The sequence below is a fragment of the Myxococcales bacterium genome (assembly GCA_016703425.1).
GTDB lineage: Bacteria > Myxococcota_A > Polyangia > Polyangiales > Polyangiaceae > JADJCA01.
Window position 1 is genome coordinate 132457 of sequence record JADJCA010000001.1, and the last position, 20509, is coordinate 152965.

A 20509-nucleotide genomic window follows, 5' to 3' on the forward strand; every position below is an offset into this window, starting at 1 on the left:
CGCTTCGCATGCCCTCGCTCGCCGTTGACGGACACTTCCTGCGGAGCCTCGCCGCCATGGGCGCGCAGCGCCTGCCGCCGTGGTGGGTGCGCTACACTCCGGCGGTCATCGGCGCCATGGCGGCCGCCCTGGTGCCGACGCAGCGGCGCCGCGTGCTCCGAAACCTCAGGCAGATCCAGGGCGAATACGGCCCGCTGCGCGAAGCGCGCGACGTCACCCACACGTTCGCCTCGTACGCCGGTTGCCTCGCGGAGATCTTGGCGACCGGGTCCAAGAACGCGGGAGCCCCCGACGTCGTCCTGGTGGGGCGCAAGCACCTCGACTTCGCGGCGGCGAAGAAGAAGGGGATCCTGGTCGCCACGATTCACAGCGGCGGATGGGAGCTCGTCGGGCCTTTGCTCGCGAGCTACCGGAAGAGCGAGCTCGTGATGGTCATGGAAGGCGAGCGCGATGAGAAGGCGCGCGAGCTTCAAGATGACGCGCGGCGCAAGAGCGGCCTCTCCGTCGCGCACGTCGGCGACGACCCGCTCTCCTCGTTGCCGCTGCTTCGCCACCTGCGCGACGGCAACACGGTCGCCTTGCAAGTCGACCGCGTGCCCGAGGGCATGCGCAGCGTTCCAGTGACGATGTTCGGCAGGCCCTTCCGAATGCCCGTGGGCCCGTTTCGCCTCGCGCAGGTCTCGGGCGCGCCGGTGGTGCCGATCTTCAGCGCCCGCCGCGGCTATCGAAAGTACGTCGTGCAAGCGAGCCAGGCCATCGAGATCGAGCGCCGCGCCGACGACGCCGCCGTGGCGCGCGCCGCGCAGACGGTGGCCGACGCCATCACGGTGTTTCTGCGCGAGCACCCGACGCAATGGTTTCACTTCGCCGACTGATCGGCGCCGCCGCGGTGAGTTGCGCGGTGGCGCTGGCGCAGGGGACGTCGGCGCTCGCGCAAACGATCGAGCCGCCGAAGCTCGTGACGAGCGCCGAGGTCGCGTATCCGGAAGGCGCGCATGGCGACGGCGTGGTGCGACTCCTGCTCCTCGTCATCGAAGACGGGACCGTGCTCTCGGCGGCGACGGAAGAAGGCGAGGAGCCCTTCGCGAGCGCGGCGGCGTCCGCGGCACGAGGCTTTCGCTACGCGCCGGCAACCCGTGGGGGCAAGCCGGTGCGCGCGAGGATCCGCATCGAGGTTCGCTTCACGGAGCCGACGCCACCACCGGAAGACGACCCGACCTTGGCGCCTCAAGCGGCAGCGCCGAAGTGGGCCTCCGAGCCTGACGAAGAGGTGCGCGTTCGCGGCGTCCGCGTCGAACCGGGCCGCACGGCCTCGCTCGGTCGGGCTGAGGTGCGCGAGATCCCCGGTGTCTTCGGCGATCCGTTTCGTGCCGTCGAGGTCTTGCCGGGCGTGACGCCCATCGTCTCGGGCTTGCCGTTCTTCTTCATTCGCGGCGCGCCTCCCGGCAACGTGGGCTACTTCTTGGACGGCGTTCGCGTGCCGGTCCTGTTTCACGTCGGCGCGGGCCCGTCGGTGGTGCACCCGGCGCTTATCGAGCGCGTCGATCTCTACCCCGGCGGCTACCCGGCGCGCTTCGGGCGCTACGCCGGCGGCATCGTGGCCGGCGAGACCGGGCCGCCATCGACGGAGGTCCGCGGCGAGGGAAACCTGCGGCTCTTCGACGCGGGCGCGCTCGTGGAGGCGCCCTTCGATGGCGGCCGCGGGGCTGCGCTCGCCGGCGGCCGCTACTCGTACACGGCGGCGCTCCTCACGCAGCTCTCGCCCGACACGACGCTAAAGTATTGGGACTACCAGGGCCGCGTCGGCTACGACGTCACGCCTCGCGATCGCATCAGTGTCTTCTCCTTTGGATCCTATGACTTTCTCGGCGAGCGCACGGCGACCACGACGCTGACCGGCTTCGAGACAGAGTTTCATCGCATCGACGTGCGCTACGACCGACGCTTCGGCGATGCCGGCTCGCTCCGCACCGCCGTCACGCTGGGCCTCGACCGGACGCGGGTGCAAGACGATCGCTTCGTGCGCTCGAGGCTCTTGGGGACACGCACCGAGTTCGAGCAAAGGGTGCATCCCGACGTCGTTTTTCGCGCCGGCACCGATCTGCTCTTGGAGTCCTTCGAGGTGGAGACCGGCACCGACCCCTTCGGGCCGTCGGTGGCGCGCATCGCCGCGCAGTTTCCGAGTCGCGACGACTTGACGTTCGGCGTTCGTGCGGACGCGGTCGTGCTCGCGTCGCGGCGCTTCGAACTGGTGCCCGGTGTTCGCTCCGACGTGTTTACCTCCTCCGGCGCGAGCGCCGTGGGCGTCGACCCGAGGCTCGCGACGCGCACAACACTGGGCGAGAAGACGAAGCTCCTCTCTCGGCGCTGGGGCTCGCGCACCAAGCGCCGTCCTTCGTCGTTCCGCTGCCGGGCGTTCAGCCGGGCGGACTGCGCGGCGGCTTGCAGCGCGCGATGCAAGAGAGCGTAGGCATCGAACACGAGCTCTTGCCTGGGACCGTCGCCACGGTGACGCTCTTTCACAACGCGTTCTTCGACATGACCGATTCGCTGAGCACTCAGGCGCGCGATCCGAGCGGCTGCCCGCCGGGCTCGCTGCCGACGGGCTCCCTGGCAGGCGATCGTGGCCTGTCTGGCGCCGGTGGTGGCGGCGGGACGGCCTGCGGGACACCGCGGTTTCGCCCCGGCACGCTGGGCCCCGATCGCACCGGCGGCGGCGGTGGTGGCGCCGACAGCGTGGGCACGCGCAACGCGGCGGCGGCCTTCGAGGCGCGGACCCTCGGCAGCGCCTACGGCCTCGAGCTCTTCATCAAGCGGAAGCTCACCCAGCGGCTCGGCGGCTTCCTTTCGTACACGCTCTCGCGCTCGACGCGCAGCTTCGGGACGCGCACCTTTGTGGCGTCGTTCGATCGCACGCACGTTGGCAACGTCGCCGCGGCCTACGATCTGGGGCGCGGCTGGCGAGCCGGCGCGCGCACGGTCTTTTACACGGGCCTCCCGCAGGCGCCGGGGCCGGGCATCGACAGCGATCGATTGCCGGCGTTCTTTCGCGTCGACCTGCGCCTCGAAAAGCGGTGGCAGCTCGGCAAGAAGACTTGGATAGCGGGCGTCGCCGAGTGGATGAACGCGACACTGAGCAAGGAGGCCATCGCGTCTCGTTGCACGCTCAATGGCTGTGAGGCACAGATGATTGGTCCCGTGACGATTCCCAGCCTCGGCGTTGAAGGAGGCTTCTGATGCGTGCGCGTCTTCGCTTCGAACTCACAGCTATGCTCGCGCTCCTTCTCGCGGGGCCGGCGCTGGCGTGCAGCGCCAATACGCCGTCGCCGCCGCCCTGCGACACCGACGCGTGCCGCGACGAGATCACGGTGCGAGCGCTCCGGGAGACGGTGAAGCTGGCGTACAACTTCTCCTTGCAGGGCAAGGACGCCGGTGCCCACGACGTCACGGTGCCGTGCCTGCGGGGGGGGACGGTGCGCGTCGTCGGCGAAGCGACGTCGAACGCGCTTCAGGGCACCACGGACGTGCGCCTCACGTACACCTTCACGAAGTGCGGCGTCGTGCAGCGCGACGCCGAGCCGCGGTCAAACTTCGACGTCGTCTTTGCCGGCTCGCTTCGCCAAGAGGGCGTCCTCGCCGTCAGCGCCGGCGCGACGACGGCGCTTGCCTTTCGCAGCGAAGCCATCAGCGTCGCGGGCTCCATCTACGACCCGCCGACGCCGCTCTCGGACCGTACCTGCGATCTCGAGCTCGCGCAGAATGGTGGCCAGCTCGGCGGCTCGCTCTGCGGTCGCGTCGTCGGCGTCTCCTTCTGAGGTGTCCTCGCGGTGGCTGACGTCGCCCCGTAAGCGGCCGTTTTGTAGGGCATTTGGCCTGGGAATCGCGCGTTGCCCATTTCCCCTTTTCAGCCGCCCCGGGTGCATGCTTGTCTCCGTGCCCCCAACATGACGACCCGCTTCCACGTCGGCGCGAAGAGCCTCAAGGGCGCGCTCTCCTCCTATGCGAAGCGGTTCGACGCGCTCGAGGTGCACCTCGCGAGCACGAAGGGCGAGGGGAAGCTTAAGGGCGCCACGCTGCGCCGCTACCGCGCCGACGTCCCGCCTCACTTCGACTTCGTGGTCGTGGCGCCGCCGGCGCTCGCGGCGCTCAAGGGTGGCGAAGCCTTTGAAGCGGCCCTCGAAGAGACGCTCGCGGCCATCGCCGCCTTGCAGGCGCGCGTCGTGCTGCTCTCGACGCCAACGGAAGTGACGCCGGCCCAGGTGTGGCGCGATCGCATCGCGAAGCTCGTGGCGCGGTTGCCCACCGACGCGACGCAGGTCGTTTGGGAGCCGCACGGCCTCTGGGAGACCGACGAAGCGGCGCGCGCCGCCAAGCGTCTCGGCGTCGTGCTCTGCGTCGACGCGGCGCGCGATCCGGTGCCGGCGGGGCCTGTCGCCTACGTGCGCTTGCCGCAGATCGGCGCCGCCCGCGCCTACAGCGAGTCGTCGCTGGAGCGCGTCGTCGACTCCATCGGCGAGCGCCGCGAGGCTTACGTGTTCATCGAGACGACCTCCGCGCTCAAGGAGTGCAAGGCGCTCCGCAAGCTCACCATGGGACGCAGCAAGAAGGTCGGCGGCGGCGCCCTCGTCCTTCGACCGAAAACCGCGGCGCTTCGCGTTCGTGACGACGAGCAGGAGTGATGGACGAACGTCGCGCCGTCGTCGCGTCGCAACCGGGCGTGGCCCTCGCGGCCCTCGAGCTAGGGCCGTCGGCGAGCGCCGTGGATCGCGTGCTCGCCGCCGTCCTGGCGGCCGTGGCGACGTCGCCGGGCGTGCTCTTCGGACCGCTCCAGATCCTCATGGCCGGCGGAGGTCTCGGCTCCTTCGCCATCGACGGCCGTGTTCGTCAGCCAGGCCGCGGAGCGCCCCGCCCGCGCGGCTTCCTTGAGCGCGATGAGATCCCGGAGGCCGCGTGGGTCGCCGCTCCGGCGTTGCCGGCCGCCGTTGCGGCGAGTGTGGCGCTCGTCAGGACGACGACGCTCTCGCGCATCGCCGCGCCAGCCATCGAGCTCGCGAAGGACCGCTCCGAGATGCGCACGAAGCTGCTGCGCGCCATCGGTCGACGCGGCGCTGCGGCGCTCGGTGAGCGGGCCTTCGCGGAAGAGCTCGTCGTGGCCTTTGGGCGCACCGCCGGCGGGCTCTTGACGGCCGAGGATCTCGTCTCGCCGGACACGGAGGCCGTTGCCGCTGCGTCGCGGGTGCCCTGGCTTGGCGACGCGCCTTCGAGCGACGCGACGGTTCACATCGTGGCCGCCGGCGACGCGCGGGGCCGCTTTGCCGTCGCGTGTTACGAAGACGCCGGCGAGAGCGGCATCGAGCTGCCCGTGCTCGACGTGGTGGTGCCGCGGCTCTCCGAGCCGGTGCGCCGCGGCGAAGTGCGCACACGGCCCGGCACGCCGCGCCCGGCGGCGGCGCCCATCGGCGTGCACATGGATGCAGGCACCGTGTACGCGGTCCTCGGTCGCACCGGGAAGGCGCAGCGCGACGACGTCGACGAGCTCTTACGTCGCACGACCGAGGTCGGCTGGGCCGTGCCCGCTGGCGTCGTGGGGGTTCGCCGCACGCGGCAAGGCGCCAAGGGCCTCGGGAGCGCGTGAAGCGACTTCGGGGCTCGCTAGCTAGCCCCGGGGCATCGAGCTCAAGACCTTGGTCAAGGTCCTCGCCGCGTCGATCATCTGGGGGCACGCGTCGACGGGCCACGATCTCGCGCTCTCGGCGATGACCTTTCGATTCTGAGTGATCACCAGCTTCGCCGAGCCCGTCGGCGTGCCGCCTGCGAGCGACTCCGCGAGCCCGATGCTGGCGCTCACGGTGGCTTCGCGCGGTCCCCCGCCGTCGGGCAGGACGAGGAGGAAGTCGTCGCAGATGCGGCGAGTGTCGGCCGCTTGCGCCGGGCCGTAGTCGCGGGCGACCAGCTCATGCAGCGAGAAGACCGCATCGTCGACCGACGTCGGGCCGAGGGGCTCTGCAAGAGGGGCGCTCTCGAGCAGCGTTTGCCCGTTGCCGGCGATGAGCCGGAAGCTCTTCTTCTCAGGTTCGAAGGCCCAGCGCGAACGGTTGACCTCTGACAGGATCGCGATATCGGCGCTCGAAAGGGCCTTCTGGACGGCGCTCACGACGGCGGACTTCTCGTGCCGCTGAAAGAGCGTGCTGATGGCGAGCGGCGTTCCGTTGCGCGCCTTGATGAAGAGCGACTGGTGTTCGCGATCGATCTCATCGATGACGAACGCGGCGGGGCTCAGCGCCGCTCGCAAGAGCGCCGACACACCCTCTTCGGCGGCAGCCTTGGTGTTGTAAGGCTTCTCTGGATAGAGGAACGCGACCTTGCCGCTCGCGGTCGTGGCTTCGAGGCGATACGTGTACTTGCCGGGGATGGTGTCGGCTTCAACGGTGATGACCGTCTGACGCGACGCGAGCTCCTGCGGCTCCACGCAGCGGGTTTGCGCCCGGGCGTCCTCGCTCCCGCGCGGCGGTCCGCAGCGAGTCCCACCCGCGACGGCGCCCTGGTCGGTGTCATCGTTCGAGGTGTTGCTCGCGCAGCCGGTGACGAGGGCGATAGCGGTGACGGCGGCGATGGAAAGGATCTCTAAGGTCTTCATCGGTGGGGGCTCCGGCGTTGAGTCGCACCGCACACCGCTGCACGTGGCACGCCAGGAGAGCCGGGCCCGCATTTGTCCCGGTGGCGCGGTGGCAGCGCCCTCTTGGGCGGCAGGCCAGACCCCGCCACCTCGGGGCGCGTGGCGATCCACGCGTTCCGTGACCGCGCCGCGGAGGCGCGGGGCCGCTCGCACGGATGGCCACAAAACGAACGAACGCCGCCCGCGAATGCGTGGCGGCGCTCGGAAGGTGAGGCCCGGGCAGGTGCCGGGGGCGCGAGGCCTAGTGAAGGCTCAGGCGACCTTGACGCCGTAACGCTCGGCGTAGGCCATGACCCCGATGCGGTCGATCGTGCGGATGTCGCGCGTCGTCAGCTTGAGGCTCACGAAACGACCCAGCTCGGGCACGTAGAGACGGCGCGTCTGGATGTTCACGTTCTGCCAGCGCTTCGTCTTGATGTTCGAGTGAGAGACGTTTTGCGCCTTCAGCTTGCGTTTGCCCGTGATGTCGCTCTTCGCCATGACTCGAACCCTTGAAGATGTTTGGCAACCTAGGTGTTAGGCCGCCGAAGGGAACGCGCAAACTAAGGGAACCACGCGGAATGTCAAGCGGGATGAGGCCCCCGGCGCCTATTTCGGCTCCAGCCGCCCCAGCCGGCCTACGAGGCCCGTGCAAAAGTCCTTCGTTTGAGCGAATCGGGCCGAACAGACGAGGGTCTGCTCGTCCATATAGAGGCGTCGGGCCAGCTCCACCTGAACCGCGTGCTGGCCGGCGTGGGGCCGGCCGTAGTGGCGCGTCGAGTAGCCGCCCTTGTACGGGTCGTCGTGCCGCACCGAGAGCCCGTGGGCGGCCGCGTGGGCGTCTACGGCGTCGATGAACGCCGCGCTGGCCGTGGTCCGGCCTTGGGTGCCGGGCACGACGTCCGCGCGAGGGACGGTCGCCGGGCTCCGGAGGCCGCGCCGCGCCGCGGCGGTCGAGTTGGAGGGCATCGAGTGGGCCGCGAGGAGCAGGGCAAAGCCGAACTTGGCCTGCTTGCGCGTCAAGATGGCCTGCACGGCCGCGTGATACGGGCGGTGGAGGGCCTGAATGCGAGCGTCGAGCTCGGCGCGGGGCAGGGGACGCGCGAGGGCCGGCTCGCCGTCGGTGGTGAGCCGCCACACGAGGCCCCGCGGCATCGAGCCGGGCGAGCGCGGCGGCAGGCTCCCGGGCCGCGGCTCGACGGCGGCGTCGTCCCAGTCGTCTTCGGCGCGGTTGAGGTCGAGCACGTAGCGGGACGTGTTGGCCACGATCAGTGTGGCGCCTTCGGCGGGAGCGTCGGCGTAGAGCGCGTCGACGTGGAGGTCCGCGTCTTGGCCCAAGGACCGGACCGGCGCGACCATCGCCGCGAGGTACGCCGGAGGGATCCACGTGCCCGCGTGCGGCACCTCGACGAGAACGGGCGACTCGCCACCCGTCGGCTCGAAGACGCTAAAGAGATCCACGGCCCCTTCCTATCATCGGTCTCGAGAGTCGGCGGGAGAGTTCTGATGCCTCGCTCTGCCGGCGCCCCGGCGGGGCGAGGTATTGATGCCGCCTGGCCAAATGTCCCCGTACACTTCGCCGATGGTCGGCCGATGGACTGCAGGAGCCGCCTTGGCGCTTGCGTCGCTAAGTGCGGTCGCGGCGTGCCAGGCGTTCTTGGCGTTCGATGAGGCATCGGCGGGGGCCGATGGCGGGGCCGTGGACTTGTCGGGGCTCGAAGCCTCGGCTGACTCCGCCGTCGGCGTCGTCGACAGCGGGCCCGCCGCTGATCCGATGCCGGGGTGCTTTCGGTGCAACATGACCCCGTCGAGGTACTGCGCCGTGGGACAGACCTGCTGCTACCTCAAAACAGACGAGGAAAATGTCTGCGAGTGGGACCGAAACGCGTGCCCTGCGAAGAGCTACCCCATCAGTTGCACCACCAGCGGGCACTGCTCGGCCATGGGCCGCATCGGTGAGGTCTGTTGCGGGTTGCCCAAGGCCCCCTATTTTGACGAGTTCAAATGCATGCCTGTGACCGACTGCGTTGCCGGATGGAAACGCACGTGCGTGTCGAACCAAGATTGCCCCGACGGCGGCAAGTGCATCGAAGCGGCCATCTTTAACACCTGCGAATAGCGTCAGGCGCGCGGGTGCGCTCGCGTGTATTGCCGCCGCACGTGATCTTGCGCGACGCGCGTGTAGATCTCCGTGGTGCCGAGGTCCGCGTGGCCGAGCATCGCTTGAACGGCGCGCAGATCCGCGCCGCCCTGCAAGAGATGCGTCGCGAAGGAGTGCCGCAGCTTGTGCGGCGAGATCGCCGCGCGAATGCCGGCGGCGGCGGCCATGCGCTTGATGTTCTTCCACACGGCTTGCCGAGTCATGCGCCTTCCGCTTGGCGACAAGAAGAGCGTGTGCTCGCCGGCGCCGGCGCGCGCTGCGAGCTTGGGCCGGACCTCCGTCAGGTAGCGATCGACGTGCGCGAGCGCGACCTCGCCCATGGGCACGAGGCGGCGCTTGCCGCCTTTGCCGAAGGCCGACACGAGCCCGCGGCGACGGTCGAGGTCGGCCACCTTGAGGCCCGTGAGCTCGCTCACCCGGAGGCCCGACGCGTAGAGCACGTGAAGCATCGCCGCGTCGCGGACGCCGCGCGCCTTCGACGTGTCGGGCATGGCGAGGAGCCGCTCGACCTCGTCGAACGACAGCACGCGGGGCAAGCGCCGTCCGAGCTTCGGACGTTCGAGGAGCAGCGTCGGATCTTCCGGCACGGCGCGCTCACGCACGAGGAACTTGAAGAAGCCGCGAAGGCCCGAGAGCTGCCGCGCGCTCGAGCGAGCGCCGAAGCCGCGCTTCAGGTTGCTCGCGAGGAGCGCGCCGAGGGCCTCGGGACCAATGGCTTCCACTGGCGTCTCGCCGACCGACTCGGCGAGCGCGTTGAGGTCGCGCGCGTAGGCGTCGAGGGTGTTCTTCGAGAGGGCGCGCTCAACGCGAAGATGGTCGAGGTACGCGTCGATCCAGCCGCTCAGTTCCATGCGCTGGCTCCGCGCCCTGAGGGCGCCTCGTCCGATGCGCTTTGGGCCTTCTCAACGCGATCAAGCCACGTCGCGAGGATGCGCTCGCCGTCGGGCGTCATGATGCTCTCGGGATGAAACTGCAGGCCCTCGAGCTCACGCGCCGCGTCGAAGATCGCCATCACGACGCCGTCCTTGGTCGATCTCGCGGTCACGCGCAGGTTGGCCGGCAGCGTCGCTTCGTCGACGACGAGCGAGTGGTACCGGCCCGCGACGAAGGGAGAGCCGACGGCGGCGAGTGAGCCCTCGCTTTGGTGACGCACGTCGCTCGCGCGGCCGTGGACGGGCAGGGGACCTTTGACGATGCGTGCGCCGTGGGCCGCGGCGATGGCTTGGTGGCCAAGGCAGATGCCCAGGATGGGCCTCTTGCCGCCGAGGCGCGTCACGAGCGGGACGCTGATCCCTGCGCTCTCCGGAGCGCACGGGCCGGGTGAGAGCACGATGCCGTCGTAGCGTGCCGCTTCGACGTCGCTCACCGAGACCTCGTCGTTGCGCACGACGTCGACAGAAGCGCCGAGCTTGCCGAGCGCCTGCGCCAAGTTGTGCGTGAACGAGTCGTAGTTGTCGACCAAGACGAGCCGCATCACGCGAAAGAGTAGCGCGCCTCCGCGCGGCGCTCACACTTCCGAGCGAACATCGCGGCGAAGGGCTACGGCGGAACGATCGTGATGCGCTGGGCCGCATCGAGCAGCTTCTTTTGTAGCTCGATCTGTGTTTGCAACGCCTCGAGCTTCGTCTTCGGGTCGGGGCTGCGCAGCGCCTGCGCGTAGCGAGGCAACTCATCGCGTCGCTGCTCGGCGAGCCGCAAGAGCTCGACGCGCCGGTCCTGCCCCACGGCGACCGCACTTGCGTGGTCGTCGCCGCTTGCACGACGGCTTCGGCGAGGGGTCGCGCCGCCGTCTCGAGCAGCTCGGCGGCCTTGGTTTCGTCGGTGCGCGAGAGGCCATCGGCCTTGCGAAGCTCGGTCTCCAGGCGTTGGTCCGCCGCCAAGACGCCTTCGAGCGACCGCGCGTCGCTCCGCTCGGCTTCGCGCGGGTCGTCCTTGACGCACGCCGCATGCAGCGCGGCGAAGCCCAGCAGGCCGATGCCGAAGAGCGCGCCGCGCCGCGCGTTCATGACTGGCCGACGGCCTGGACCGGCTGACGAAGCGGTACCAGGCGCTCGCCGGTCTCGAGCAGGGCGCGCAGCATCGAGCGATCGCCCTCGGTGAGGCCCGAAAAGGAGAGCGCCTGCTTGCGGCCGCGCCGCCAAACCTGACGGGCCCAGAGCCAAAGGCGGTCGCTCGTGCCGGGAACCTCGAGCTCCAGGGCAAAGCGGTCAGCAGAGCTGTCGGGCTCCAAGAGGCAACACACCCGGGCGCCGGTCTCTGACAGGTCGAGCAGGCGAACGACGTGGGGCCGGCCCTCGACGTACTTGTTCACCAGGATGCCGTGCAACGCGCTTCGATCGATGTTCCGTCGCTCACTCATGGGCCGAGCCTCCGAGCTAGCCTGGCGGCGCAGCCGTCACGGTCTAGCTGGCGCGCATTGTCCGACCTCGGGCGGGGCCGGGCCAACTCGCGTCCAAGTCGCGACCGCCGGTTGGGGTGACCGCCCCGCGTCGCGGGTGCTCTTCGGAGCGATCCCAAGTTTGGGCGCTCCAGGGTGTTCTTGGTCCGAGGGCCCAGAATGGCCCGCTTTGGCCCCGCGACGTCTCGAGAACGCTCCCGAGAATGAACCGCGCGTGCGAACGGCGTTTGACATCCGAGCCGCTGCCCCACTACCTTCGCCGCCGTTGCGGGGGCTCCCTCCCCATAGGGGCCAGTGAGCCGCTCGGAATCTCAGGAGATTCGATGGCCGACGAGAAGAAGCCGAAGATCGACCTCAAGGCTCGCCTCGGCAAGAACGCCGCCGGGGGCGCCACGCCTCCGCCGGCCGCCGTAGGAACGCCCGTACCGGGAGCGCCCGTGCCGGTGCCTGCACCGCCCGCGTCGGTCGTACCGCCCGTGCCCGGGATGGGCGGGGTCCGCGCGCCCGTGCCCGGTGTGCCCGTGGGGCGCCCGGCCAACATGGACGCGTCGAACCCGCTCGTCGCGGCTTTCGCGCAGCCGGCGGCTCCGCAGCCGGCGCCGCCGCCCCAGGCCCAGCGCATCGAAGTCGATGAGATGGCCGTGCAGCAGGCGCGCAAGGGCGCGCAGAAGCAGGGCCTCGTCATCGCGGCCATCGCGGCCGTCGCCTTCGCGGGCGTCGGGTACGTGGGTGGCCAGGCCTCCGAAGCCGGCGCGGCGCGCGCCAAGAGCAAGGCCGACGCGAGCGAGCTCGCCGCCGACGTCGCAAAGACTCGTGCGAGCCTCGAGAGCTTCGCGACCAAGATCGAGGAAGCGCGTACGAAGCTCATCAAAGAGCGCAAGTACCCCGACCAGCTCGGCAAGGAGCTTGGCGGCATCAACATCGACTTCGACGGCACCAAGCTCGCCGGTCGTCGCTTCAGCGGCTTCCCGCAAGAGACGACCAGCAACCTCGTCGAGTTCGTGACGCAGGTGCAGCAGCTCAACGACCGCAAGCGCGTCCTCCAGGGCCTGCTCTCTCGGTTGCAGAAGCCGCTGACCGAGCAGTTCAACGCGCCGCCCGGCGAGGTCGTGGTTCAACACGTCATCGCGGTCAGCAAGGATCCCGCGGGCAACATGGCGGGCTTCATCACGAACCTCGCGGCGCCGATCAAGGGCACCGCGCAGAAGCTCGACCTCGGCGCCGAGTTCACGTTCGCTAACCCCGGCGGCTCAGGCAACGCCAACGCGCCCGTCTTCAAGGGCGGCGATCTCTCGAAGCAACCGGGCGCCATCTACGTCGTCCCCGGCAGCTTCAACAAGGTCTGCCCGAGCGAGACCTCCGGCGCCACGGCGCAGCTCGGCGCCCAGATGCAGAACATCATCCGCGACGTCAAAGGCGATCAGGCGCCGGCGCCCACGCCCGGAAACGAGAACTTCGACGCGAAGCCGGGCTTGCTCGAGCGCGCCGACAAGCTCGCCAAGGGCCTCCAGGCCGTCAACAAGTAGCGGCTTCGGTAGTCTACGCGAGGGCGGTGACGAGATCGTCGCCGCCTTCGTCTTTTTGTGCGCTGATCTCGCGGTAGCCGCGGGCGAGGAGCGCCGTCGCTCGTACCGTGCGCGAGAGGTACGCGGGGGCGCGACCAAACGCCTTCGCCACCTTCGCGAAGCCTCCGTGCCGCTCGCCGTCCAGGATGATGATTGGCGTTCCCGGCAGAAGTTCGGCGGCCGCTGGCAGCCGCTCGAGGAGTGACTCGAGCGTGTCCGTTAGCGCGACCTCGAAGGCTCGAGCCTCGGCGGCGTCGTCGAAGGCGGCGAGGCCAAACGGCGGGCGTGGGCGCGAACCCGCGGATCCGCTGGGCACGAGGCGCAGCGCCGACGGTGGAGTCATGGCACCGACGGGGCCGGCGAGCGGCCCGGGATGACCTCAACCTTGACGACGCGCCGCTCGTCGGCGTCGCGGACGATGAGCTTCACGCCCTCGATGGTGACCGATGCGCCAACCTCGGGCACGCGGCCCGAGCGCTGCACGATCAGGCCGCCGATGGAGTCGACGTCGCCGGTCGTCGGCAAGTCGCGACCAAGCTTGTGCTCGAGATCGGAGATGGGGAGCGCGGCGTCGGCCAAGAGGCGCCCTTCGCCGAGTTCTTGAATCGGCGCTTCCGCGTCGGTGTCGTATTCGTCGCGGATATCACCGACGATCTCCTCGATGATGTCCTCGAGGGTGACGACGCCGCTGGTTCCGCCGAACTCGTCGGCGACGACAGCCATGTGGAGGCGTTTGGCGCGCATCTCGCGCAGGATGCTCAAGATCGGTTGCGACTCGACGACGAAGAGGACCGGCGAGCGGGCGAGCTCTTCGAGCTTCGCCTCCTTGTTGTCGCGCACGACGGCGAAGAGATCCTTCGCGTAGAGCAGCCCCACGAGGTTGTCGAGCGACTCACGGTACACGGGATATCGCGAGTGGCCTTCGCTGGTCACGAGCGCGAGGACCTCGCGAATGGGCGTCGTGATCTCAATGGCGCTGATGCGCGGCCGCGGGACCATGACCTCGCGCGCCGTGATGTCCTTGAATTCGAGCACGTTGCGGATCATTTCGGCGGGCTCGTTGGCGAGTGTGCCAGTGCGCTGGCCTTTCTCGACGATGAGCTCCACCTCGGTGCGCGTCGTGCGTGCGTCGACGGCGCGAACCTCGGTGACGTTGCGCGAGATGAGCTTGCCGACGTAGGCCAAGGGCTCGGCGACGGGCATCACCAGCCACTCGATGGGCCGAAGGAGCGCGAGCGCCGTGGCGCCGAACGACTCGACCCTCCGGCACGCGTAGGCGATGAGGATCTCGGCCAAAAGGCCGTAGGTCACGATGGTCCCGAGCACGGCCAAGACGAGGCTCGCCGCAAGCGAGAGACCGAAGGCGTCGGCGGCGCGCGCGAGGAAGACCGACGCGACGCTGATGGCGACGACGCGGCAGACGAGCCAACGGCCTAGGATGCGCTGGGGGTCGGCGGCGAAGCGCAGGAAGGGCGATTCGGCCTGACCGCGCTCTTCGGTGCCGTCGCCCTCGACGAGGACTTGCAGGCGCGCCTCGGGCAAGAGGACGAGCGCGCGGTCCGCGGCGGCGAAAAATGAACCGACGGCCGCCGTGCCCACCGCAAGAGATAGCCACACGCCGACCGTGCCTGCACTTGGACTGTCGAGCACTTTTCCTTGTCGCCTCCCGGCGCCACCCCGCCTCTGCAGGGTATCCCGGTATGCCACATGGTCAAGCTTCCCATGTAGGCAAGGGCGCGCCCGCAAACTTGGTCGCAACTTCGTCGGAGCGCCCGCCGATAAGGAGGTGTGATTCAGAAAACGACCGCGCCCACGGAAGCGCAAGCGCTGCACCATTCGAAGACGCCAGCGGCCACGAACGGGACGCTCGCGATCGAAAAGGAGCCTCGGCCTCCTGTCGCGGCCCTCGAGCGTCTCCCGTTCGCAGAGGTCTTGTGGCGCTCGCCGGAGGCCGACTCGACGGGGGTTAGTCTCGCGCGCTCTGCCGCGTCGGAGCGCGCAAAGCCATTCTCGTCGAAGGATGCGCTCGACGAAGAGCGCGCCCGCGACACCACGGGCGAACCCGTCGAGGCCGCGCCGCCGATGAGCGCTCTGGCGCCATCCACTTCGGCGCAAAGCGCCGCGCGGCCTGAGTTGGACTCCGCGCCGCTCGGCGAGCTGTTCGCGCGCCTCGTGACGGCAACGCAGCTCACCGACGGGGCGCGTCGCGCGACCCTTCGGATGGAGCTCGGTACGCGCGCGCAAGGGAGCGCCATCGTGGTGACGGCCGAAGGCTCGTCGGTGGAGATCGAGCTGAGCGGCGACGAGGGCCTCGACGCGGCGCGCCTTGAGGACAAGGTCACGTCGGCCCTCGCGCGCCGCGGCATTCGCGTGGAGCGGTTCACGGTGCGTTGACTCGGGCGTGACCCGACGTCGCCGCGCGAGGCGGCGGCTCAGGCCTCGTCAAGGACGCGCATGACGTTGCCGCGCAGGATCTTGCCGATGAGCTGGGGACGGAAGCCGGCTTTCAGGAGCGCGTCGGTCAAGAGCGGCAGGCCCGTCGGATCTTGCAGCTCTTTCGTCGGCACGATGAAGCCGTCCCAGTCGCTACCGAGGGCCGGCGCGTCTTCGCCGGCGACATCGACGATGTGCCGTAGGTGCGCGACGACCGCGTCGAGGCCTCCCTTGCCGACGAAGCGAGGGCAAAAGATGACGCCGATGCACCCGCCGGTCTCGGCGGCGGCGCGAAGCTGAGCGTCGTCGATGTTGCGCCAGTGGTCGAAGACGCCGAGGACGCCCGTGTGGCTGACGAGCACGGGTTTGCGTGCCATGGAACATGCGTCCAGAAAGCCGCGGCGATTGAGGTGCGCGAGGTCGACGAGCACGCCGAGGCTCTCGGCCCGCTCGACGAGGGCGCGACCCCAAGGCGTGAGGCCTTCGTCATGGCGCTCGCCGCGTCCGTAGGCGGGGAAGCCGGCCTCGTTGTCGCTGAAATGCAAGAGCCCGAGATAGCGAACGCCGCGCCGCGCGAAGTCTGCGAGGCGCTCGATGTCGCCCTCGAGCGCGTGCGCACCCTCGATGCCGAGGAGCGCGGCCACCGCGCCGGCACGTCGTGCGCGCTCGATGTCGTGAGCCGTTCGGGCGAGGTGAAGCTCGCCCGGCTTCCGTGCGATGGCCTCGTCAAGGGCGTCGATTTGCTCGAAGATCGTGCGCGCGAGACCGCGCTCACTGCCGGCAACGGGGAGCGAAACGAGACCGAAAAACTGCGCTCCAACGCCGCCCTCGCGGAGGCGCGGCACGTCGACGTGTCCTCCGAGGGCGGCCATTGGCAAAGGCGGCGTGTGCCGCTTGTGGAGGTCGTAGCCAAGCCACCGCGACCACATGAGCGTGTCGGCATGCAAATCGATGGCCGGATATTCGCCGTGCAGCGCGCGCGCTTCGTCGGAGCCCAGCATCGTGGCGCGAGCATAGCGCAGGCCGAGCCGCGTCCGTCGAGCCGCGCCCGTCAAGCCGGTGTAAGCTCCCCCGCGATGTCGACGTCGCGCAGCGCCGCCCGCGTGCTCCTCGTTGGCGCCGGCGGCATAGGTGCTCCCGCGGCGCTCGTCCTCGCGCGCGCCGGCATCGGCACGCTCGGCGTGGTCGACGACGATCGCGTCGAGCGCTCCAACCTGCATCGCCAGGTCCTCTACCGAGAGGCCGACGTCGGCACCCCGAAGCTCGACGCGCTCCGCGAGGGCCTCCGCCGCTTCGGTCTCGCGGGCGTCGCCCTCGAGGCCCACGCGACGCGGCTCCTTCCAGCCAACGCCGCGAAGCTCGCCCAGGCTTACGACGTGGTGCTTGAGGGCGCGGACAATTTTCCCACGAAGTTTCTCGTGGCCGACGCCTGCCGTTGGGTGGGCCGGCCCGTGGTGCACGCGTCCGCGCTTGGCCTCGTGGGCACGGTCCTCTCGGTGTCCACGAGCGGGGCGCCTTGTTACCGCTGCCTCTTCGAAGACGTCCCCGAAGGAGATGCGCCCAACTGCGCGACGGCCGGCGTCGTGGGCCCGCTCGTCGGCCTCGTCGCGGCGCTCGCGGCGGACCTGGCGCTGGGCTTTGTCGATGGCCGCGCCGTCGGCGGGACGCTCGTCCAGGTGAATCGCCTCGACCTGCGGCGCCGCGCGGTCCCGCTACGACGCGGCTGCGCGCTGTGCGCGAACGCGCGCGCCTTCGATCCACAAGACGCCGCGCGCTACGTGGCCCCAAGGTGCGCCTCGTGAGCGACGAGAAAGCTGCACACTACCGCTACCTCCGGCAGATCCAGGTCCTCGGCCTAGCGACGCAAGAGCGCCTCCGCACCCGCACCATCGCGGTAGGCGAGGACTTCTCCGCGCTCGTCGAGTCGCTCTACTTGGTGGGCGCTGGCGTCCCCGTGATTGTCCCCACCGAATCCGCCGCCGCCCCCCTCCGCACCCTCAACAGCTCCCTCCCCATCACCGTTCTCCCCGTCTCCGCCCTCCCCGTAAACGTGAACGTGCCCGTGCCCGTGGACTCTCCCTCACCCTCTCCCTCTGCGTGTCCCTCTCCCGATCTCGGCCTCACCGACCCGACCGCTCGCGACGCCGCCGCCGGCGCCTACCGCGCGCTCGCGCACGTGCTGTCCCGTGCGGACTCGTCGCCTTTGCCCAACCCCGCGCCCCCGGCGCCGCCGACTTCATGAAGTGAGGCCTTTCGTCGGGCCCTCAGCGCCTTGTGTTTGGGCCCCAAGCCGAAGCGTGTCACGATCCCTGGATGCGTGCGGTGCGGAGCGGCTGCCTGGGCGCGGCCGCCTTGTTTGTGGCGCTCACCGACGCAGCCCCGGCCCGCGCCGATCTCGCACTCGACGTCGCACGGGTCGAGCGCGCTTACCGAGCCTCGGGCGCCGACGTCGAGGTGCTTCCCACGCGGTTTCTCTGGGACGAAGAGGTCCTCACGGTGCGCCTGGATCCGAAGCCGTCGACTTGCACCACCGTGGCGCTCGTCGCGGCGCGCGGCACCAGCTTTCGGGCGCGCCTCGGCGGCATCGAAGATCGTGAAGCGCGGGATCGCGGCGCGAGCATCGCCGGTGTGACGGAGCTCTCGCGTTGCGACGACGCGCCCGTGGAGCGCGTGGTCGTGAGCGGTGACGCGGGGCGCGGCGCCGTGGAGATCATCGTCGCGCGCGGGCTCTTCGTGGCGCCGACGCTCCGTAGCATTTTGCCTGAGCGCACCGGTGGCGTCGTGCTCACGACCTCGGAGCCGGGGCCGCAACCCACGCTCGCGCCTGCGCACAAGCGCGTCGAGTCGGCGGAGCTTCGCGCCAAGAGCGAAGGCGCTCACATTGAAGCGACCGAAAAGGTGAACGTTCGCAGCGATGGTACCGGCATGACGGAGGTCGAACTCGATCCCGGCTGCCACCGCATCGATCTCCTGGCGCACGAGGTCGAAGGGGGCGCCCGCGCCCGTTTCGATGTCGACGCGGAGCTCCGTGACAGCGACGACGAGACGCTCCTCGCGCGCGATCGAAGCGAGGCCGCCGACGCTCGGCTCTATGCGTGCGTCGGCGTGCCCGTGCTCGGCGCCGTGGCCTTCGCAGGCGCGCCGTCATCGGGAAAGGTGAGCCGCGTGCATGCGAGCTGGCCCATCCCCGACGCGGTGACGCGCGCCTTTGGGCCCCACGCGCGCGCGCGCATGGCCGGGGCGCTCTTGTCGCGTGGGCTCACCAGGCTGCCGGGCGCGCCGGTTTGGCTCGGGCAGGGCGGCTCAGGGCTCACGGCCACGCCGGTGCCCGTCGAGGCAGGCGCTTGTTACGTCGCCGTGGTGGCGGCGACGCGCGGCCGCATGCGGCAGCTCGCGCTTCGCGCCAGCGTTGGCGCGCTCGAGTCGGCCGACGAACGCGGCGCGCAAGAAGAGGGCGCGGCCATCGCGTTCTGCGCGCGCGACCGCCGCTTCGTTCGCCTCGAAGTCGAGGCGCGCGGAGCCAACCCGACGTGGGCGCTGGCGCTTCATCGCGTGCAGAGTGGCGTGTGGGAGCTCAAACGATGATGCGCAGCGCGTGCGCTCTCTCGCTGCCGGTGTCGTGGATCGGCGCGCTCGCGGGCGCGCTTGTGGCCTGCGGCGCGCCGCCGCAGCCGGCGATACCAAAGACGCCTGAGCTGCCGATCCCAAAGCTCGTGTCCGGGAGCCTCGATGCGCGCGTCGTGCTCGGCGACATGCCCACGCGCGCCGTGAAGCTCGGCGCCGGACCGGGCCGCGTGGTCATTGCGGGCCAGGTCATCGAAGGCGAGCGCGGCGGCGGCCTCGTGGAGCTCGCGCCGGACATGTGCCTGCTCGCCTACGCGCGCGGGTCGCCGAGCGTCGATGACTTGGACGTCGCGGTCTTTGCCGAAGAGGGGCATCCCTTGTCGGCCGACGAGCGGCCCGACGCGCAGCCCACGGTACTTTTGTGCCCGCCCGTTCCGAAGCGCGTGTACATCGCCGTGCACGTGCCGACGGGGCAGGGGCTCGTGGCGCTGGCCGCGCACTTCGTGCCGCGCGCGCGGGCCGCGGAGGTCGCTCAGAAGCTCGGCGCTCGCGGTCGCAGCGAAGGCGGTCCCAAGTTACCGGAGGCGTGGCCGGGCCTCGAGGAGCGCGTGCGCGCGCACCGCGCCGAGACCGGCGGCCACTGGGAGGAGCTGAAGCGGGTGGCGCTGTCGGTGGACGCGCGCAGTACGACGGCGCTCTCGTTCGCCATCGACGAAGGTACCTGCGTCGACGCGTTCATGGTGCCGGAGGACGAGGTCGGGCCGCTCGAGGTCGAGGCGCTCGACGAGCGCGGACGCGTCCTTGGCCGCGCGAAAGACGGCGGGCGGCAGCGCTCGCTCACCTTGTGCTCGCCGATCGCGATGAACGGCTCGCTGGCGCTTCGGCCGCACACCGGCAGCGGCAACGTCGCCGTGATCCTCGCCCGCGCTCGCGGCGAGGTGGCGCGCGACGTTGCCACACGCACCAGCGTCGCGTGGGCCGCGGCCACGCTCCCGCTTGAAGCGGCGCGCGGGGCACGCGAGCGAGAGCTCGCGAAGGCGGCCTATCCGCCGGCCGCCTCGACCGAGAGCGGCGCGCTCGTGCTCGGTCGTCGCACAACGGTGCCGCTCAAGTTGCCGACGCAAACGGGTTGCAACCGCATCGACGTCGTGGCGGGCGCGCCGCTGGCGCTCATCGACGCGTCGGCGTGGCAGGGCGGTCAGCTCCTCGCGTCGAGCGAAGGCGTGGGCGCGCTCACGCTGTTCGTGTGCGGTCGCCCCAAGGTGGAACTCGAGCTCGAGACGCGCGGTCGGCCTGGGCCCTTCAGCGTGATGCTCCGACCCGAAACGTGGCAGAGCGCCGTCTTCGCGAAGAGTCCGCTGGCGTCGGCGCGCATGTTGGGCCGCGCGACGTCGGGCACCTTTGCGCTCCACGAGGGGCGTGCCATGAGCGTGCGCGCCGTGCACCTCGACGCCGGTGCGCGCGACGTGGTGACCCGCGACGTGGCAGCCGGGCAGTGCCTGCGCGTGGCCGTGGGCGCCGAAGGGCAGGGCACAGGGCTCGACCTGCGCCTCTTCGACGCGAAGAGCGGCGATGAGCTCGATCGCTCCGGCGCCGACAGCGGCGCCAACGCGCGCGCGTGCGCCGAGCCGAACCACCCGCGCGAAGTGAAGCTCGAGCTGCGCGCGACGTCGGGCGCGCTCGACGCGGTCGTCGGCGAGCGAACGGTGACGCTGGTGCCGTAGGCGTATCCA

24 protein-coding genes are annotated in these 20509 nt (G+C 70.3%); 14 read left to right on the forward strand and 10 right to left on the reverse strand.

Features of this window, described 5'->3' with window-relative positions:
• Positions 1-8 precede the first annotated feature (8 nt).
• The 6 genes from IPG50_00525 (at position 9) to IPG50_00550 (ending at position 5635) form a co-directional block, all read left to right on the forward strand.
• Complete coding sequence (locus IPG50_00525; protein ID MBK6690687.1) at positions 9-875, forward strand: lysophospholipid acyltransferase family protein; 867 nt, start codon at positions 9-11, stop codon at positions 873-875.
• The gene (locus tag IPG50_00530; protein ID MBK6690688.1) at positions 854-2470 is read left to right on the forward strand and encodes a TonB-dependent receptor plug domain-containing protein; all 1617 of its coding nucleotides are present in this window, start codon (positions 854-856) and stop codon (positions 2468-2470) included. Before IPG50_00525 ends, IPG50_00530 begins: the two co-directional genes overlap by 22 nt.
• Positions 2455-3237, forward strand: a complete 783-nt coding sequence (locus IPG50_00535; GenBank protein MBK6690689.1) for a hypothetical protein — start codon at positions 2455-2457, stop codon at positions 3235-3237. Before IPG50_00530 ends, IPG50_00535 begins: the two co-directional genes overlap by 16 nt.
• Positions 3237-3815, forward strand: coding sequence for a hypothetical protein (locus tag IPG50_00540; protein ID MBK6690690.1), 579 nt, complete (start codon positions 3237-3239; stop codon positions 3813-3815). Before IPG50_00535 ends, IPG50_00540 begins: the two co-directional genes overlap by 1 nt.
• Positions 3816-3944: 129 nt before the next feature.
• On the forward strand, positions 3945-4679 hold the full coding sequence (locus tag IPG50_00545; GenBank protein ID MBK6690691.1) for a DUF72 domain-containing protein: 735 nt from the start codon (positions 3945-3947) through the stop codon (positions 4677-4679).
• Complete coding sequence (locus IPG50_00550; GenBank protein MBK6690692.1) at positions 4679-5635, forward strand: hypothetical protein; 957 nt, start codon at positions 4679-4681, stop codon at positions 5633-5635. Before IPG50_00545 ends, IPG50_00550 begins: the two co-directional genes overlap by 1 nt.
• Before the next feature lie 21 nt (positions 5636-5656).
• Here IPG50_00550 and IPG50_00555 read toward each other — a convergent pair whose 3' ends face one another.
• From IPG50_00555 to IPG50_00565, 3 genes are all read right to left on the reverse strand, one after another.
• Positions 5657-6637, reverse strand: coding sequence for a hypothetical protein (locus IPG50_00555; GenBank protein MBK6690693.1), 981 nt, complete (start codon positions 6635-6637; stop codon positions 5657-5659).
• A gap of 291 nt (positions 6638-6928) precedes the next feature.
• The gene (rpmB, locus tag IPG50_00560) at positions 6929-7156 is read right to left on the reverse strand and encodes a 50S ribosomal protein L28 (protein ID MBK6690694.1); all 228 of its coding nucleotides are present in this window, start codon (positions 7154-7156) and stop codon (positions 6929-6931) included.
• Between the two features lie 108 nt (positions 7157-7264).
• Complete coding sequence (locus IPG50_00565) at positions 7265-8116, reverse strand: N-formylglutamate amidohydrolase (GenBank protein MBK6690695.1); 852 nt, start codon at positions 8114-8116, stop codon at positions 7265-7267.
• Between the two features lie 121 nt (positions 8117-8237).
• Between IPG50_00565 and IPG50_00570 the strand changes: the two genes are divergently transcribed.
• Entirely contained in the window at positions 8238-8774 is a 537-nt protein-coding gene (locus tag IPG50_00570) for a hypothetical protein (protein MBK6690696.1), read from the forward strand.
• Positions 8775-8776: 2 nt separating this feature from the next.
• On the opposite strand, the gene xerD is transcribed toward IPG50_00570, so the two are convergent.
• The 3 genes from xerD to IPG50_00585 all read right to left on the reverse strand — a co-directional run bounded on the left by xerD (position 8777) and on the right by IPG50_00585 (position 10541).
• Positions 8777-9667, reverse strand: coding sequence for a site-specific tyrosine recombinase XerD (xerD, locus tag IPG50_00575; protein ID MBK6690697.1), 891 nt, complete (start codon positions 9665-9667; stop codon positions 8777-8779).
• Positions 9658-10290 carry an aminodeoxychorismate/anthranilate synthase component II gene (locus IPG50_00580; GenBank protein MBK6690698.1) on the reverse strand — a complete coding sequence of 211 codons (633 nt, stop codon included), beginning with the start codon at positions 10288-10290 and terminating at the stop codon, positions 9658-9660. The genes xerD and IPG50_00580 overlap by 10 nt, the downstream gene beginning before the upstream one ends.
• A 65-nt stretch (positions 10291-10355) precedes the next feature.
• Positions 10356-10541: a hypothetical protein gene (locus IPG50_00585; GenBank protein MBK6690699.1), complete on the reverse strand. Its 186-nt coding sequence runs from the start codon at positions 10539-10541 to the stop codon at positions 10356-10358.
• 29 nt (positions 10542-10570) lie between these two features.
• Between IPG50_00585 and IPG50_00590 the strand changes: the two genes are divergently transcribed.
• The gene (locus IPG50_00590; protein ID MBK6690700.1) at positions 10571-10849 is read left to right on the forward strand and encodes a hypothetical protein; all 279 of its coding nucleotides are present in this window, start codon (positions 10571-10573) and stop codon (positions 10847-10849) included.
• On the opposite strand, the gene IPG50_00595 is transcribed toward IPG50_00590, so the two are convergent.
• On the reverse strand, positions 10819-11175 hold the full coding sequence (locus tag IPG50_00595; protein MBK6690701.1) for a PilZ domain-containing protein: 357 nt from the start codon (positions 11173-11175) through the stop codon (positions 10819-10821). The two genes, IPG50_00590 and IPG50_00595, sit on opposite strands and share 31 nt — an antisense overlap.
• Before the next feature lie 362 nt (positions 11176-11537).
• On the opposite strand from IPG50_00595, the gene IPG50_00600 reads away from it, so the two are divergent.
• Positions 11538-12740 (forward strand): hypothetical protein, encoded by a 1203-nt coding sequence (locus IPG50_00600; GenBank protein ID MBK6690702.1) that lies wholly within the window; start codon positions 11538-11540, stop codon positions 12738-12740.
• Positions 12741-12753: 13 nt separating this feature from the next.
• On the opposite strand, the gene IPG50_00605 is transcribed toward IPG50_00600, so the two are convergent.
• Both IPG50_00605 and IPG50_00610 read right to left on the reverse strand, forming a co-directional pair.
• Positions 12754-13122: a hypothetical protein gene (locus IPG50_00605; GenBank protein MBK6690703.1), complete on the reverse strand. Its 369-nt coding sequence runs from the start codon at positions 13120-13122 to the stop codon at positions 12754-12756.
• Positions 13119-14396 (reverse strand): HlyC/CorC family transporter, encoded by a 1278-nt coding sequence (locus IPG50_00610; protein MBK6690704.1) that lies wholly within the window; start codon positions 14394-14396, stop codon positions 13119-13121. The genes IPG50_00605 and IPG50_00610 overlap by 4 nt, the downstream gene beginning before the upstream one ends.
• Before the next feature lie 171 nt (positions 14397-14567).
• On the opposite strand from IPG50_00610, the gene IPG50_00615 reads away from it, so the two are divergent.
• Positions 14568-15173, forward strand: a complete 606-nt coding sequence (locus tag IPG50_00615; protein MBK6690705.1) for a hypothetical protein — start codon at positions 14568-14570, stop codon at positions 15171-15173.
• Positions 15174-15211: 38 nt separating this feature from the next.
• Here the strand turns inward: IPG50_00615 and IPG50_00620 are convergent, their stop codons facing one another.
• A complete protein-coding gene (locus IPG50_00620; protein MBK6690706.1) occupies positions 15212-16213 on the reverse strand; it encodes a dipeptidase in 1002 nt (333 codons plus the stop codon).
• A 75-nt stretch (positions 16214-16288) separates the two neighbouring features.
• On the opposite strand from IPG50_00620, the gene IPG50_00625 reads away from it, so the two are divergent.
• The 4 genes from IPG50_00625 (at position 16289) to IPG50_00640 (ending at position 20500) form a co-directional block, all read left to right on the forward strand.
• Positions 16289-17014: a HesA/MoeB/ThiF family protein gene (locus IPG50_00625; GenBank protein MBK6690707.1), complete on the forward strand. Its 726-nt coding sequence runs from the start codon at positions 16289-16291 to the stop codon at positions 17012-17014.
• Positions 17011-17454, forward strand: a complete 444-nt coding sequence (locus IPG50_00630) for a hypothetical protein (GenBank protein ID MBK6690708.1) — start codon at positions 17011-17013, stop codon at positions 17452-17454. The genes IPG50_00625 and IPG50_00630 overlap by 4 nt, the downstream gene beginning before the upstream one ends.
• 71 nt (positions 17455-17525) lie before the next feature.
• The gene (locus tag IPG50_00635) at positions 17526-18797 is read left to right on the forward strand and encodes a hypothetical protein (protein MBK6690709.1); all 1272 of its coding nucleotides are present in this window, start codon (positions 17526-17528) and stop codon (positions 18795-18797) included.
• Entirely contained in the window at positions 18794-20500 is a 1707-nt protein-coding gene (locus IPG50_00640; GenBank protein MBK6690710.1) for a hypothetical protein, read from the forward strand. Before IPG50_00635 ends, IPG50_00640 begins: the two co-directional genes overlap by 4 nt.
• The last annotated feature ends 9 nt before the right edge of the window (positions 20501-20509 follow it).

Bases quoted from the DNA above. Each gene is read 5' to 3' on its own strand.
- IPG50_00580 (MBK6690698.1), bottom strand. From the start codon at position 10,290: ATGCGGCTCGTCTTGGTCGACAACTACGACTCGTTCACGCACAACTTG.
- rpmB (MBK6690694.1), bottom strand. From the start codon at position 7,156: ATGGCGAAGAGCGACATCACGGGCAAACGCAAGCTGAAGGCGCAAAAC.
- IPG50_00545 (MBK6690691.1), top strand. From the start codon at position 3,945: ATGACGACCCGCTTCCACGTCGGCGCGAAGAGCCTCAAGGGCGCGCTC.
- IPG50_00625 (MBK6690707.1), top strand. From the start codon at position 16,289: ATGTCGACGTCGCGCAGCGCCGCCCGCGTGCTCCTCGTTGGCGCCGGC.
- IPG50_00600 (MBK6690702.1), top strand. From the start codon at position 11,538: ATGGCCGACGAGAAGAAGCCGAAGATCGACCTCAAGGCTCGCCTCGGC.
- xerD (MBK6690697.1), bottom strand. From the start codon at position 9,667: ATGGAACTGAGCGGCTGGATCGACGCGTACCTCGACCATCTTCGCGTT.
- IPG50_00635 (MBK6690709.1), top strand. From the start codon at position 17,526: ATGCGTGCGGTGCGGAGCGGCTGCCTGGGCGCGGCCGCCTTGTTTGTG.
- IPG50_00525 (MBK6690687.1), top strand. From the start codon at position 9: ATGCCCTCGCTCGCCGTTGACGGACACTTCCTGCGGAGCCTCGCCGCC.
- IPG50_00640 (MBK6690710.1), top strand. From the start codon at position 18,794: ATGATGCGCAGCGCGTGCGCTCTCTCGCTGCCGGTGTCGTGGATCGGC.
- IPG50_00540 (MBK6690690.1), top strand. From the start codon at position 3,237: ATGCGTGCGCGTCTTCGCTTCGAACTCACAGCTATGCTCGCGCTCCTT.
- IPG50_00530 (MBK6690688.1), top strand. From the start codon at position 854: ATGGTTTCACTTCGCCGACTGATCGGCGCCGCCGCGGTGAGTTGCGCG.
- IPG50_00535 (MBK6690689.1), top strand. From the start codon at position 2,455: ATGCAAGAGAGCGTAGGCATCGAACACGAGCTCTTGCCTGGGACCGTC.
- IPG50_00620 (MBK6690706.1), bottom strand. From the start codon at position 16,213: ATGCTGGGCTCCGACGAAGCGCGCGCGCTGCACGGCGAATATCCGGCC.
- IPG50_00555 (MBK6690693.1), bottom strand. From the start codon at position 6,637: ATGAAGACCTTAGAGATCCTTTCCATCGCCGCCGTCACCGCTATCGCC.
- IPG50_00605 (MBK6690703.1), bottom strand. From the start codon at position 13,122: ATGACTCCACCGTCGGCGCTGCGCCTCGTGCCCAGCGGATCCGCGGGT.
- IPG50_00550 (MBK6690692.1), top strand. From the start codon at position 4,679: ATGGACGAACGTCGCGCCGTCGTCGCGTCGCAACCGGGCGTGGCCCTC.
- IPG50_00570 (MBK6690696.1), top strand. From the start codon at position 8,238: ATGGTCGGCCGATGGACTGCAGGAGCCGCCTTGGCGCTTGCGTCGCTA.
- IPG50_00595 (MBK6690701.1), bottom strand. From the start codon at position 11,175: ATGAGTGAGCGACGGAACATCGATCGAAGCGCGTTGCACGGCATCCTG.